This window comes from Microbacterium sp. No. 7 (assembly GCF_001314225.1).
Taxonomy (GTDB): Bacteria; Actinomycetota; Actinomycetes; order Actinomycetales; family Microbacteriaceae; genus Microbacterium.
Window position 1 is genome coordinate 2,603,384 of record NZ_CP012697.1, and the last position, 13,094, is coordinate 2,616,477.

The following is a 13,094-nucleotide window of genomic DNA, read 5'->3' on the forward strand; positions in this document are numbered from 1 at the left end:
GACTTGCGAGGAGGCCGACCATGCCCACGTTCTTCGATTCGACTGCCGATGCCGCTGAGGCGTCCGAAGCCTTGCGCGGCCTGGCCCACGCGAGCCGGGGCTTCGATCAGCCCGCCGAGATGTACGGGGTGATCGGTGACCTGTCCTCCGGGATGCGGTCGCTGCGGCAGGCGCTCGACCAGATCGCTGATGTTCACGAGCGCAAGGCCGCGCACGCCTTCAACGACGCCGGCAGCCACGAGGCAGGAGTGCGGGACGCGCTCGCCACTGCGGAGGAGTTGCGTCAGGCCGCGAGTCTCGTCGACCGGGCGTATGACCGGCTCGCGGAGGGGTTCATCGCTGCGGGGCGGATCGCTTGGCATCCCGAGCCCGCCGTCGAGGAGGCCGCGCCGTCGCGGTGGGTCAGCGTGGTGTTCCTCCAGGGAGAGGAGGCCGACCGGCCGTTGCGCATCCGCGGCGAGCTGGGGCATGTCGATACGGTGGACTACCTCGCGCAGTGGGACTACGGCGACGAGACCACCCAGGCCGCGCTGGAGAACGGATACGTCTACGACGAGCCCGGCGAGGGCACCAACGACCAGGTGGCGATCTCCGGCGACTACGCGCTGGTCGTCAACCCGCACATCGGCTACGTCTCGCTGCTGCGCCGCTACACCGAACCCGACACCGAGGCTCAGGAAGCCGAACAGACCGCACCGCCCCCGATGCGCGACGGCCCGGAGTTACTGGTGTCGTACTCCTCTCCGGGCGCGCCGAAGCGGACCGACCTTCCGGCCTCGAAATCGGATGGGTCGTGGTTCGAGCCCGCGAAGATCGCCGCGGTGAAGCAGGCGCGGGGGCTGGGGCTGTGATCCAGGATCGGGAGCGGCTGCACACCGCTGTTCTGGTGGCGCCGTCGAAGGAACGGCGAAGGCTCCGCAAGCAGCGCCGCCGGGCAGAGGCCCGATTGCATGCCGAGCAGCGCAAGGCCGCGCTCGCTGCCGCGAAGGCGAAGGCTGAGCAGGAGCGGGCCGAGCGGCGCGCAACGATCTACCTCCCGAAGGCCGGTGAGCCAGGTGCCGCGCGGTTGCGAACGCCAGGCCGGTTCCAGCTGACGCGCCATCAAGACACGTCGGCAACGCTGGCGGGTGCGTATCCGTTCGTCGCCGAGGGTGGGCTCGGTGCCGATGGCGTGTTCGTCGGTCAAGACCTGTACTCGGGTGGGAGTTTCGTCTACGACCCGTGGGTGCTGTACGCGCGCGGCATCATCACCGCGCCCAACGTGGTGCTGGCCGGGATCGTCGGCTCCGGGAAGTCCTCGCTGGCCAAGTCGCTCTACACGCGGTCGCTGCCGTTCGGGCGGCGCGTGTACGTGCCCGGCGACCCGAAAGGCGAGCACACCGCCGTCGCCAACGCCGTCGGCGGCAGAGCCATCGTCCTCGGGCACGGCCTCAACACGCGCCTGAACCCGCTCGACGAAGGCCACCGGCCCAGCGGCCTGTCGGATGAGCAGTGGGCCTCGACCGTCGCGGCCCGGCGGCGTGACCTGATCGGCGCGCTCGCGGAGACCGTGCTCGCGCGGGGGTTGTCGCCGTTGGAGCACACCGCGATCGACATCGCCCTGACCCAGACGGTGAGGGAGAACGACGTTCCGATCCTGCCGATGGTCGTCGATCGCATCCTCGCCCCGAGCACGGATGCCGACGGCAGGCTGGCCGAGGACGGCAGGCTCGTCGGTCACGCGCTGCGCCGTCTCGTCGCCGGCGACTTGGCCGGGTTGTTCGATGGGCCTTCGACGGTCGCGTTTGATCCGTCGTTGCCGATGATCTCGCTCGACCTCTCGCGGGTCACCGAGAACTCGACCCTGATTTCGGTGTTGATGACGTGCTCGTCGGCGTGGATGGAGTCCGCGTTGCTCGATCCGAACGGTGGGCAGCGGTGGGTGATCTACGACGAGGCGTGGCGGCTCATGTCCCACCCGGCGCTGTTGCGGCGGATGGATGCGCACTGGCGACTCGCGCGGCATTACGGGATCGCGAACATGCTGATCTTCCACAAGCTCACCGATCTCGACAACGTGGGCGACCAGGGCTCCGCCATGCGGTCCCTGGCCAACTCGCTGCTGGCGAATGCAGAGACGAGGATCGTGTACCGGCAGGAGTCCGACCAGCTCGGGCCGACCGCGACCGCCCTCGGTCTGACCGGCACCGAGCAGCAGCTCTTGCCGAACCTCGGTGTCGGCCAAGGCCTGTGGCGGATCAAGGCCAGGAGCTTCGTCTGCCAGCACCAGCTCCACCCCGACGAGCTCGCGCTGTTCGACACCAGCAGCCGCGCAGCGGGAGAAAGTAACGAGTTCCGGGCTTCTCGTTCGGAAATCTCGGGAACCTGAGTGCTCACGGCTGGTTTCAGGCTAGTCGAGGGTTCGGGTTCGCGGAACTGGTGACTCCTCGCAGGACGCCGGGGTTCACGGCGGCCGCGCGTGCAGCGGTTCCCTGTGAGGTGGCGCCGGAGCCCGCTTCAATTCGTTCAGCGTCCGCTGTATAGTCAGTGCATGCTGACTATTACTTCCCGTCTCGATGTGATGAACCGGTTGGGTCGGGCGATGGCCGATCCGACGCGGTCGCGGATTCTGATGACGCTGCTGGAGGGGCCGAGCTATCCGGCGGTGCTGTCGCAGAGTCTGGAGCTGACGCGCTCGAACGTGTCGAACCATCTGACGTGTCTGCGGGATTGCGGGATCGTGGTAGCCGAGCCGGAAGGCCGCCAGACGCGGTATGAGATCGCGGACCCGCATCTTGCCGCTGCGCTGAACGCGCTGGTTGATGTGACGTTGGCGGTCGATGAGAACGCGCCGTGCATCGACCCGGCCTGCTCGGTCGCGGGCTGCTGCGAGCCGGGAGCAGGCGCGTGAGCGCGGTGACGAGGTCGCAGGTCGACGAGATCGAGATCGAGGATGACGACGGTCATGATGGGCCGTGGTGGAAGGATCGCGAGATCCTGCTGCCGCTGTTCTCCGGGATCGCGTTCCTCGCGGGGCTGATCTGCGAGTGGTCCGGGGCGGAGATTCCCGCGCTGGTGCTGTTCTGGATCGGCCTGCTGGCGGGCGCGTCGGCGTTCACACCCGGCGCGATCCGGAAGCTGGCCAATGGCAAACTCGGGATCAGCCTGTTGATGACGATCAGCGCGATCGGGGCGGTGATCCTCGGCTATGTCGAGGAGGCCGCAGCGCTGGCGTTCCTCTACTCGATCGCCGAGGCGTTGGAGGACAAGGCGATGGACCGCGCCCGCGGTGGGTTGCGGGCGCTGCTGAAGCTCGTCCCCGACACGGCGACTGTTCGCCGCGATGGGGCCTCGGTCGAGGTCGCGGCGAAGGACCTCACGGTCGGGCAGGTGCTGCTGGTCCGTCCCGGTGAGCGGATCGCGACCGATGGGGTCGTGGTCTCAGGGCGCTCCAGCCTGGACACCTCCGCGATCACCGGCGAATCGATCCCAGTCGAGGTCGCCCCAGGAGATGCGGTGTCCGCCGGGGCGATCAACACCGCCGGGGCGCTGGAGGTCGAGGCGACTGCGGCCGGGACGGACAACTCGCTGACCACGATCGTGGAGCTGGTCGAGCAGGCGCAGGCCGAGAAGGGCGACCGTGCCCGACTGGCCGACCGGATCGCCCGCCCGCTGGTGCCCGGGGTGCTGATCCTCGCCGTCCTGGTCGCGCTGATCGGGTCGCTGTTCGGCGACCCGGAGCTGTGGATCACCCGCGCGCTGGTGGTGCTGGTGGCCGCGTCGCCGTGCGCGTTGGCGATCTCGGTGCCGATCACCGTGGTCGCGGCGATCGGTTCGGCCAGCAAGTTCGGGGTGATCATCAAGTCCGGCGCGATCTTCGAGCGCTTCGGCGGCATCCGTCACGTCGCTCTCGACAAGACCGGCACCCTCACCCGCAACCAGCCCACTGTCACCGCCGTCCTCACCGCTGAGGACGCCACCGAGAGCGAAGTGCTCGGCTGGGCCGCCGGATTGGAGCAGCACAGCAGTCACCCGCTCGCCGCCGCGATCACCGCGAAGGCGCCCGAGGCCCCTGCCGCGGCTGAGGTGAGCGAGCAGGCCGGACACGGCATCGCCGGTGTCATCGACGGCGTGAGCGTGACCGTGGGTAGTCCCCGATGGCTGTCCGCCGGGGTCCTCGCGGATCGGGTCGCCGAGCTGGAGGAACAGGGCATGACCGTGGTGATCGTGCATCGACACGAGCAGCCGGTCGGCGCGATCGGGGTGCGCGACGAGCTGCGGCCCGAGGTGCCCGAGGTGATCCGCACCCTGACCGGTGAGGGCATCGGAGTGACGATGCTCACCGGCGACAACGCCCGCACCGCCGCTGCCCTCGCCTTGCAAGCCGGTATCAGCGACGTGCGCGCCGAGCTCCGGCCGGAGGACAAGGCCGCCGCGATCGGCGAACTGTCCCGCACGGCCCCCGCGGCGATGATCGGGGATGGCATCAACGACGCCCCGGCCCTCGCCGCGGCGGACATCGGCATCGCGATGGGCGCGACGGGCTCGGACGCGGCGATCGAGTCCGCCGACATCGCCTTCACCGGCCACGACCTGCGCCTCATCCCACGCGCGTTCGACCACGCCCGCCGGGGACGACGCATCATCAACCAGAACATCATCCTGTCGCTGCTGATCATCATCGTGCTGCTGCCGCTGGCCCTGGTCGGCGTTCTCGGGCTCGCCGCCGTCGTCCTCGTGCACGAGATCGCCGAGGTCATCGTCATCCTCAACGGGCTCCGGGCCGCACGCACGAGGACGGCCACGAGATAGGGCGCCGACAGCGGAACCGCTAGTCGAGGCGGGGACGCGGGTCGGGTAACTCCTCGCGGAACGTGGGGTGGCCAAGGGTCGCGGCGTAGCGGGACGCGCTCTCGATTCCGATGCCGAACAGGTCGCAGAGGCGTCGGACGTCGCCGCCGGTGGCGTGGATCTCGGCGAGGATGCGGTCGGTGCGCAGCGACTGCGGGTTCAGGCCGGCCTTCTTCCATGGGAAGGTGTGGCCAGGCGCGTTCATGCGACCTGCGGTGTGCTGCGTGACGAACAGGTGCGGGTTGATGGTGCGCGGCCATCTGGCCGTGCGCTGGTCGAGCCAGGCACTCAGGCGGACTCGGACGGGGCCAGCCAACGGGATCACGCGCCCGTCGGGAAGCGTGAGGCGCCCGTCAATAATGTCGGTGAGCTGGATAGCGCGGGTCTGCGCGTTGGTGAGCGCGTGGAATGCGACGAGGGCGATGCCGAGCGCGGTGGCCGGGTCGGGATGGTTCAACGCGGTCCGGACGGCGGCGGGGTCCAGCGGGAGCGGGATCGTGGCGCGGGTGTTCACGATCGGCAGTTGCCGCATCGGGTCGGCGAAGACGAGCTTGCGGGCCTTGAGGATGAGGAAGACCGAGCGCAGTCCGCGGTCGGCCCAGTGCCGCTGGGTGAGGTCGTCGGGTAGGGCGTCGTTGACCATTCGCGTGTTGATCTGTGCCAGGGAGGTGATCCCGGCGCCGGCCCAGGTGTGCAGGATGGGTGCGATCCCGAGGAGCTGGGTGCGGATGGTCTGATCGTGGCGCGGATAGCGCCGTGGCGGGGTGGTGGAGCCGTGCCGCATGATCTGGAACCAGACGTCGAGCTGCTCGCGCATCACGGCCGGTAGGCCGGTGGTCTTGCTGGTGAAGTAGGACTCGATCGGTCGGGGCCGGTCCTCGACGAGCAGGCCGGCGGCGTCGAGCACGTCGATGGTGGAGACGATGCTGCCGCCCCATCGCGGGAGTTGCAGGGCATCGGAGGCTCGGATCTTCGCGGTTGGGCTGTCACGGAGGGTCTGCAGCAGTCGCAGGGAGCGGACGACGTCGTTGCGTTGCCGTTTGGACCAGCCGAATCGTTCGGCGTGCTCTCGGACGATGCCGGCGCAGTACCGGGTCAGCTCGCTGTTCTCGATCAGTGTCCGCTGGAGCACCAGCTCCGGATCAGGGTCGACGTCGATGAGTGTGGGCTGGACCCACTCGGAGACGATCAGCGTGGTCGGGGCGGGGCCTGGCCTGTTCCAGCCGCCGGGTGTCTTCCATCCCTTGGGGCGTGCGTCTGGGGTGAGCGCGGCTCGCGGTGTGCGGCGGCGTTGGAAGGCCATGTTGGCGAAGAACAGTTGCTGGCCGTGCTTGTTCGCCCCGGCGAGGTCGAGGGCTCGGCCAGGCTCTTGCAGCATCCGGGCCTGCTCGACGCAGAGCCGGCAGGCGCCCTGGTCGGCGATCCGGCTCTCGCGGTGACAGTAGGCGCAGACACCCCGCGGGTAGTGGGTCCGCCACCAGATGCACGAGGAGCACAGCCAGCTCCGCTGCCGATACACGCCCCAGGCCAGACAGCCCCGGCAAGCGCCGAGGTGGTCGGGGCCACCGGGATGGCAGCGGTCGCAAAGGCCCTGGCTGAAGTACGCGCTCGAGCCGCACCTCTCGCACGGCGGCGCAGGGAACGGACCGCCGGGCATGCAGTCGTAGCAGTACTCCACGCGCGGCCAGGTCCACGCCGCCTTGTTCACCCCGCACGAGAAACACGTTCGCGGGGGCCGGAACCGCGAGTTCGCCCCCGGCGTCGTGCTCACAGCGGCGGCATCGAACGTGGGTTGCCGGGCCTTGGCCGCACGATGGGTGCCACGTCGGACGCGCCGGCGATCTTCTCCCGCGCGGGTTTGCGGGCGGCGACCTTGTCCGGCTCGGGAACGAGCAGGTCGCTGGGCTGGCAGGCCAGGACATGGCAGATCACGTCGAGGTCATCCAGCCGGACCGTGGTCGGTGTGCCCGTCCACAGAGCCGACATCTTGCCCAGGCTCAACTCCAGCCCGGCGTCGGCGAGCATCCGCCGCAGTTCGGCGGACTTCCAGATGCCGCGCTCGGCGGCCTTCAATCGCAGGTTCCAGAGCATCTCAGCCCTCTCCTCCCAGACGTCGTTCAGTGCGGGCGTTCGCCTGCTGCCAGGCGTTCTCGATGTGCTCGCTGCGGACGTGGATGTACCCGCTCGTGGTCGAGAGCCAGTTGTGACCGAGAAGCTCCTGCAACGCCTTCAAGTCCATCCCCGCGCCATAGAGCGACGAGGCGCAGTAGTGCCGCAGGACGTGCGGGGTCATCCGCCCCTCCCAAGACGGCAACCACAAGGTCGTCTGCTCGGCCAGCGCCCTACGCAACGCGTTCGGTCCGACCCGCAGTGGCCGCTCCCGCTCCCGATCGATCCGCTCGCTCGGCAGCAGCGGCGCATCCGGGTCCTTCCAATCCTCGCCGAACTGGGGACGCACCTCCGCCAGCCACCAATCAATCAGCGCGTCCGCGCCATTGATCGCCGGGATCAGACGCGGCTTGTAGCCGCGACCGCGTGAGCCCTTCCCGAACCGAACGTGCAACTTCCCGGTCAGCCCGAGGTCGGGCCGCCAATCACGGATGTCCAGCATGACCGACTCGCTGATACGCAGCCCAAGCCTGCGCCACAGCGACGCGGCGAAGTAGTCCCGCGCCGCTGGCAAATACTTCCGCGCGTCCGCGACCGATGCCCGCCACCGCTCGAAGAACCCGGTCACCTCAACATCGGACGGCGGCACCCGCACCTTGCCCAGCGACACCCCCGAGGGCCGGTTCCACTCATCGATCGGCTGCTCCACGATCGCGCCCGTCGCAGTGCGAATGTCGCCGAGGTAGCGGGTGACGAGGAACTCGTAGAACTGGGCAATCACGCCCGCCTTACCCGCCCTCGTCGTCTGCGCCCGGCCCAAACGGCGCTGCTCCGCGAGGAACCGGTCTCCGTCCGCGTACCCCGCCGTCCAGATCGGCCCCGACAACGAGCGCGCGAACTCGAACACCGTCGCCCGCGAACTCGTGATGAACCCATCCGAGATACCCGCCGCAGCCATCGCCAACGCGTACTGGTCAACCAACTCCTGCTCGAAGTCCTCCAACGCCTGCGGAGACCTCAACGCTGCGCCCGGCGCTCCCGACACAGCCCGCAACGGCGTCAGCGCCATGAGCGTGCCACTTCGGAAATCCCGATCATGGTTCGAGATTACACTGATTCCTTCAGGAATCCCGAAGCATCGTCACTCGACATGCGGCATCCGACGAACCCAACAACGGGGCAGCGGAGCGCACCTATCCGACGTGAGACACGACAACGAACCCGTAGCAGTAGAGATAGGTCACCGATGAACGTCACTGGCCCGCGCCGATCCACCACGACCGACGACGAGAACATGGCTCCCGTCGAGCTGCCGCACGTCCTCGTCACCGTTGCCGATGACGGCACCCTCGCCGCCACGGTGGATGGAACCCACTTCGAGAAGTCGGGTGCGAGCGCGTGGACGCGGGCGACGTTCGGGCCGCTCATGGATGCCATTACCAAGGACCGCACGATCGCGGTCCGTGTCGAAGTTCGCGAGAGCGACGGAAGTGTGTTCACCGACATCCTCCGCACCCGCAAGCCTCGACGCGCAGTGGCACCGTCCGAGAACTCGGTACCGGAGACTCGTCGGAGTCGTCACGCCCGACGGGTGCCGCGCTTGTCTGAGGTCACGGCTCACGGGTTCGTGCCTGGTGAGGATGTCGCCGTCGCGACGATCGTCTCCCATACCGACGCCACCGGAACCGGGGAGGCACGTGCGCTCATCGACCTCGACGACCTGCCCGCCGGAACATCGCACGAGGTGATCCTGTTCGGGCGTATCTCGGGCACGCTCGCGGTGCGGCGGCTGATATGAACCAGCGGCAGGCCGGGGGCATGGGCGACGAACTCACCAACGCCGCCCTCGTTGGCCTGGTCGGCATGTTCGGGATCGCTCTCGTCCTCCGTGCCGCTGGCAGCGTTACCGCGTTCCTCACCGGTGCACCGCAGCCCGACGCCGGCGCAGCGGCGGGGCTCGCCGTGCTGTTCAACCCCGGCGACCCTGCGACCGCGCTCGGTGCCGACGGGCTCAACCCGGTCGTCTACTGGCTCGTCAGCGCGGCACTGCTCGGCGGACTCGCCGCCGGGATCGTCTGGGTCTGGATCGTGCTGCGCCGACACACGCGGAAGACAGAGACCGACCCGCACCGACTCGCCGGGATCGCGACCAGCCATGAAGTCAAGACCGCAGCATCCGCGAAGGCACTGCTTCACCGCGCAGCGACCCTGCGGCCCTCCTTGCAGTCGCCAGCGCCACAGGATGTCGGCTACCTGCTCGGTGCCAGTCGTGGCACGAAGGTCTGGGCATCGGTCGAGGACTCGATCCTGCTGATCGGCCCACCCCGCTCCGGCAAGGGCCTGCACGTCGTCATCAACGCGATCCTCGATGCCCCAGGCGCGGTCGTCACGACCAGCACGAGGCCCGACAACCTCACCGCGACCCTCCGCGCCCGACGCCGCAAGGGCGGGCCGGTCGCGGTGTTCGACCCCCAGCACCTCGCCGAAGGCATCCCCGCAGGGCTGCGCTGGTCACCCATTCGCGGTTGCGACGATCCACTGACCGCGATGATCCGCGCCAACGGACTCGCCGCGGCCACTGGCCTCAGCGCTGGCGGGGTCGAGTCCGGCGGGTTCTGGGAGGGCAAGACCCGCACCACGCTCCAGAGCCTGCTGCACGCCGCCGCGCTCGACGGCCGCCAGCCGGCCGAGCTGCTCAGGTGGACCCTCGACCCCAGCGCCGCGTCCGAGGCCGTCGCCATCCTCAACTCCCACTCGAACGCGGCGATGGGCTGGGACGACTCCCTGGCCGCGATGATCGACGCCGACCCCAAGACCCGCGACAGCATCTGGCAAGGCGTCTCCCTCGCACTCGCCGCCCTCGCCGACCCGCGCGTGCTCGATGCCGTCACGCCAGACCCGCACGAACACTTCGACCCCGAAACCTTCCTCACCGAGCAAGGCACCCTCTACCTGCTCGCCACCGGCGCCGGAGCAGGAGCCTCCGCATCGCTGGTAGCAGCGTTCGTCGAAGACCTCATCGAAACCGCCCGACGGCTCGCCGCCCGCTCACCCGGAGCCCGGCTCGACCCGCCACTGCTGCTCGCACTCGACGAGATCGGCAACCTCGCCCCACTGCCGTCCCTGCCGACGCTCATGGCCGAAGGCGGCGGCACCGGGATCACGACCATGCCGGTCTTGCAGTCCCTCGCCCAAGCCCGCGACCGGTGGAGCGAGCACCAGGCCAGCGCGATCTGGGACGCCAGCATCGTCAAGATCATCCTCGGCGGCGCATCCAACAGCCGCGACCTCCAAGACCTCTCCACGCTCATCGGAGAGCGCGACGAGTACACCGACAGCGTGACCCTCGGCGACCACGGCACCCGCTCCAACCAGCGCTCGATCCGCCGCGTCCCGATCCTGCCGCCAGACCGCATCCGAACACTGCCGTTCGGCACCGGCATCACCATGCTGCGCTCAGCGCCGCCCATCGTCACCGACCTCCGGGCCTGGCCGACCCGGCCCGAAGCCGCACAGCTCCGCACTGACCGCGACGAACTCGAAGCGCTTCTGCGCCACCGTCCCGCCTCCTGACGACGCTTGGAAGCTCCAGTGCACCTGCCTGACAGAGCGACCCACACGCAGTTGGTCGCCCGAGTCAGGAGGAGGCCATCATGGCCATTCACACCCAGGAATCGCTGTCAGGCTTCATCGCTTCGGAGCCGTTGCTCACCGAGACGGCAAAGGGAGACGCCAGGTTCTTCGCCCGTATCGGCAAGGAGCACTTCCGCCGCGAGGACGACGGCTCGTTCACGCAGACCGAGACGACCTACCACCACTTGGTGATGTTCGGGCGTTCCGCTGAGCACGCGCACGCGAGCTTCGCCCAGGGCGACAACTTCGTCGCCGAGGGCTACACGCGGCCGGTCAACTACGAGCGCAACGGTCAGGCAATCGAGGGCGAAGAGTTCGTCGCCAAGAAGATCGGCCACGACGCCGCGCGAACCCGCTACGAGGTCGACCGGACGCCGCGCAATGGAGTGGGCCGGGACGCAGCAACGTACGAGCCGACGCAGCGAGCAGCGACCGCGGCGCACGCCCCGGTCAGCATGTGAGTTCGGGAGTCGAAGCACCATGAACGATCAGCATGAGATGGATGAGCCGGACGTCTTCGACGGACCGCCCCGCGTCACGAACGCGGACATGCCCGAACCGCCGCACCCCGTGAACTGGAACCTGCTGACGGCGCACGAGCTGGAGCAGGAATGGCTCGCGCTGAACCGGTGGGTTGACTGGCTGCGGCGCACCTATGGCCTCCCGGTCGCGGTGGTGCCGCCGTTCTGGCACCACCACCCGGAGATGGTCTGGGAGCTGTCGGCGCTGCACCTGCATTGGCTCGCGGCCTACGACCCCGAGCAGAACGCATCCGCGCCGCTCGGTTGGCACCGCGACTTCGCCGACGCTCGAGAGCGGCTTCGCTACTGGGTCACGGCCTGCGGTACTCGTGGGGACCGCGACCGCCCGACCCGGCAAGCTGCGTGGCCCGGTGAGGACCCGGCATCCACGATCCAGGACTTCACCTTCACCGACCGGGACGCCGAGTTCGTCGAGTTCGTCATCGCCCAAGTCCGCAAGCGCCAGGAGGCCGAAGACGAGTTCTACGCCGGCCTGGACGACGACGAAGCGCAGTAGACCGATGAGCCGCTACGCCAAGAAGACCGACCGTCGCCCCTACGAGGAGCGGTCGTTCTCCGTCCGGGCCGTCCACCGCGAACGCGCCGACCTGCACAAACTCGCCGAGGTTCTCATCCGGCTGACATTGCAGGAGACCGGCGAGAGCCGCGCAGCCCGCGAGGCCGCGCGGGTGCCCGACACCTACCGGGCGGCACCGGATGCCCCTGGCCGCCATTGAAGCCGCCCGGTAGAATGGACCGTGCAAGCCTCGCGATGCGGGGTGTTGTCGCCTAAACCTCGCCGCTCGGCGGGCAACACGCACCGAGACCATCGGGTCTCGCCCTACAGCCTTCAACGGCTGCTCTCACGATCAACACCCCTCCCACCAACAGTGGGAGCGCGAGGGTCGAACCGCGTGAGAGTGAGCCCCCGATGACCACCATTGCCGACGATCCGGCAGCCAGCCTCATCGACCCGCCCAAGACTGCGGCTGCCGCCGTGTCGTACCTGCGGGTCTCCACCCGCGAGCAGGCCGAGAAGGGCGGGACCGACGAAGGCTTCTCGATCCCTGCCCAGCGCGAAGCGACCCGGCGTAAGGCCGAACAGCTCGGCGCCGCCATCGTCGAGGAGTTCGTCGACGCGGGAGCCTCAGCCAAGTCGTCCGACCGGCCCGAGCTGATGCGGATGATCCAGTACGTCAAGGCCAACAAGGTCGCGTACTGCATCGTTCACAAGGTCGACCGGCTCGCCCGCAACCGCGCCGACGACGTGAGCATCCACCTCGCACTCCAACAGTGCGGGGTCATGCTCGTGTCCGCGTCCGAGAACATCGACGAGACCCCCTCCGGGATGCTGCTGCACGGCATCATGTCCACCATCGCCGAGTTCTACTCCCGCAACCTCGCCACCGAGGTCGCCAAGGGCATGAACCAAAAGGCCATCGGCGGCGGCACGAACGGGCGCGCGCCCATCGGCTACTTGAACGTCCGCAAGCGCGACGAACTCGGGCGCGAAGTCCGCACCATCGAGCTCGATCCCGAGCGAGCACCGATGATCGAGTGGGCGTTCAAGGCGTACGCCTCGGGCAACTGGAGCGTCAGCCAACTCCACGACGAACTCACCTCGCGCGGGCTGCGCAGCCTGCCCACGCCGAAGAGGCCGGCGAAGCCTCTGGCGGTATCCACCATCCACCGGCTCCTGACCAACCCGTACTACAAGGGCGATGTCATCTACAGGGGTACCCGCTACAAGGGAAACCACCCGGCACTCGTGCCAGCCGAGGTCTGGTACCAGGTCCAGTCCGTGCTCACCGCGCACCAGTGCGCCGTCGAGGCAACCCAAGTCCACGGCCACTACCTCAAAGGCACCATCCACTGCGGTCAGTGCGGCTCCCGACTCATCGTCTCCAACGCGAAGAACCGCCACGGCAACGTCTACTGCTACTTCGTATGCTCCGGTCGGCACTCCAAGCGCACCGACTGCACACGCCAGGCGATGCTCAT

The 13,094-nt window shown here is 68.6% G+C and carries 12 protein-coding genes and 1 pseudogene; 10 read left to right on the forward strand and 3 right to left on the reverse strand.

The window, feature by feature from the left end:
* The first annotated feature begins 20 nt into the window (after positions 1-20).
* The 4 genes from AOA12_RS12050 to AOA12_RS12065 all read left to right on the forward strand — a co-directional run bounded on the left by AOA12_RS12050 (position 21) and on the right by AOA12_RS12065 (position 4,791).
* Positions 21-851: a hypothetical protein gene (locus tag AOA12_RS12050; RefSeq protein WP_054683040.1), complete on the forward strand. Its 831-nt coding sequence runs from the start codon at positions 21-23 to the stop codon at positions 849-851.
* Positions 848-2,368 (forward strand): ATP-binding protein, encoded by a 1,521-nt coding sequence (locus AOA12_RS12055; RefSeq protein ID WP_054683042.1) that lies wholly within the window; start codon positions 848-850, stop codon positions 2,366-2,368. The genes AOA12_RS12050 and AOA12_RS12055 overlap by 4 nt, the downstream gene beginning before the upstream one ends.
* Before the next feature lie 162 nt (positions 2,369-2,530).
* Positions 2,531-2,890, forward strand: a complete 360-nt coding sequence (gene cmtR, locus AOA12_RS12060; protein WP_054687008.1) for a Cd(II)/Pb(II)-sensing metalloregulatory transcriptional regulator CmtR — start codon at positions 2,531-2,533, stop codon at positions 2,888-2,890.
* A 5-nt stretch (positions 2,891-2,895) separates the two neighbouring features.
* Positions 2,896-4,791, forward strand: coding sequence for a heavy metal translocating P-type ATPase (locus AOA12_RS12065; RefSeq protein ID WP_442922287.1), 1,896 nt, complete (start codon positions 2,896-2,898; stop codon positions 4,789-4,791).
* A 19-nt stretch (positions 4,792-4,810) separates the two neighbouring features.
* Here the strand turns inward: AOA12_RS12065 and AOA12_RS12070 are convergent, their stop codons facing one another.
* The 3 genes from AOA12_RS12070 to AOA12_RS12080 all read right to left on the reverse strand — a co-directional run bounded on the left by AOA12_RS12070 (position 4,811) and on the right by AOA12_RS12080 (position 8,008).
* Positions 4,811-6,208: a hypothetical protein gene (locus AOA12_RS12070; RefSeq protein ID WP_082406207.1), complete on the reverse strand. Its 1,398-nt coding sequence runs from the start codon at positions 6,206-6,208 to the stop codon at positions 4,811-4,813.
* A 389-nt stretch (positions 6,209-6,597) separates the two neighbouring features.
* On the reverse strand, positions 6,598-6,921 hold the full coding sequence (locus AOA12_RS12075; RefSeq protein ID WP_054683046.1) for a helix-turn-helix domain-containing protein: 324 nt from the start codon (positions 6,919-6,921) through the stop codon (positions 6,598-6,600).
* 1 nt (position 6,922) lies between these two features.
* The gene (locus AOA12_RS12080) at positions 6,923-8,008 is read right to left on the reverse strand and encodes a tyrosine-type recombinase/integrase (RefSeq protein WP_054683048.1); all 1,086 of its coding nucleotides are present in this window, start codon (positions 8,006-8,008) and stop codon (positions 6,923-6,925) included.
* A 177-nt stretch (positions 8,009-8,185) separates the two neighbouring features.
* Here AOA12_RS12080 and AOA12_RS12085 point away from each other — a divergent pair, with 177 nt between their 5' ends.
* The 6 genes and pseudogenes from AOA12_RS12085 to AOA12_RS12110 form a co-directional block, all read left to right on the forward strand.
* The gene (locus tag AOA12_RS12085; RefSeq protein ID WP_054683050.1) at positions 8,186-8,737 is read left to right on the forward strand and encodes a hypothetical protein; all 552 of its coding nucleotides are present in this window, start codon (positions 8,186-8,188) and stop codon (positions 8,735-8,737) included.
* Positions 8,734-10,512, forward strand: coding sequence for a type IV secretory system conjugative DNA transfer family protein (locus AOA12_RS12090; RefSeq protein ID WP_054683052.1), 1,779 nt, complete (start codon positions 8,734-8,736; stop codon positions 10,510-10,512). Before AOA12_RS12085 ends, AOA12_RS12090 begins: the two co-directional genes overlap by 4 nt.
* Positions 10,513-10,592: 80 nt before the next feature.
* On the forward strand, positions 10,593-11,033 hold the full coding sequence (locus AOA12_RS12095; RefSeq protein WP_034224863.1) for a single-stranded DNA-binding protein: 441 nt from the start codon (positions 10,593-10,595) through the stop codon (positions 11,031-11,033).
* 19 nt (positions 11,034-11,052) lie between these two features.
* The gene (locus AOA12_RS12100; RefSeq protein ID WP_054683054.1) at positions 11,053-11,610 is read left to right on the forward strand and encodes a hypothetical protein; all 558 of its coding nucleotides are present in this window, start codon (positions 11,053-11,055) and stop codon (positions 11,608-11,610) included.
* Positions 11,611-11,614: 4 nt separating this feature from the next.
* Positions 11,615-11,830: a hypothetical protein gene (locus tag AOA12_RS12105; RefSeq protein ID WP_054683056.1), complete on the forward strand. Its 216-nt coding sequence runs from the start codon at positions 11,615-11,617 to the stop codon at positions 11,828-11,830.
* 194 nt (positions 11,831-12,024) lie between these two features.
* A pseudogene (locus tag AOA12_RS12110) lies at positions 12,025-13,065 on the forward strand (recombinase family protein); the annotation flags it as partial.
* Positions 13,066-13,094 lie beyond the last annotated feature (29 nt).

Coding starts and splice junctions, on each gene's coding strand:
- AOA12_RS12050 (WP_054683040.1), top strand. CDS start 21: ATGCCCACGTTCTTCGATTCGACTGCCGATGCCGCTGAGGCGTCCGAA.
- cmtR (WP_054687008.1), top strand. CDS start 2,531: ATGCTGACTATTACTTCCCGTCTCGATGTGATGAACCGGTTGGGTCGG.
- AOA12_RS12070 (WP_082406207.1), bottom strand. CDS start 6,208: ATGCTGCAAGAGCCTGGCCGAGCCCTCGACCTCGCCGGGGCGAACAAG.
- AOA12_RS12075 (WP_054683046.1), bottom strand. CDS start 6,921: ATGCTCTGGAACCTGCGATTGAAGGCCGCCGAGCGCGGCATCTGGAAG.
- AOA12_RS12080 (WP_054683048.1), bottom strand. CDS start 8,008: ATGGCGCTGACGCCGTTGCGGGCTGTGTCGGGAGCGCCGGGCGCAGCG.
- AOA12_RS12085 (WP_054683050.1), top strand. CDS start 8,186: ATGAACGTCACTGGCCCGCGCCGATCCACCACGACCGACGACGAGAAC.
- AOA12_RS12090 (WP_054683052.1), top strand. CDS start 8,734: ATGAACCAGCGGCAGGCCGGGGGCATGGGCGACGAACTCACCAACGCC.
- AOA12_RS12095 (WP_034224863.1), top strand. CDS start 10,593: ATGGCCATTCACACCCAGGAATCGCTGTCAGGCTTCATCGCTTCGGAG.
- AOA12_RS12100 (WP_054683054.1), top strand. CDS start 11,053: ATGAACGATCAGCATGAGATGGATGAGCCGGACGTCTTCGACGGACCG.
- AOA12_RS12105 (WP_054683056.1), top strand. CDS start 11,615: ATGAGCCGCTACGCCAAGAAGACCGACCGTCGCCCCTACGAGGAGCGG.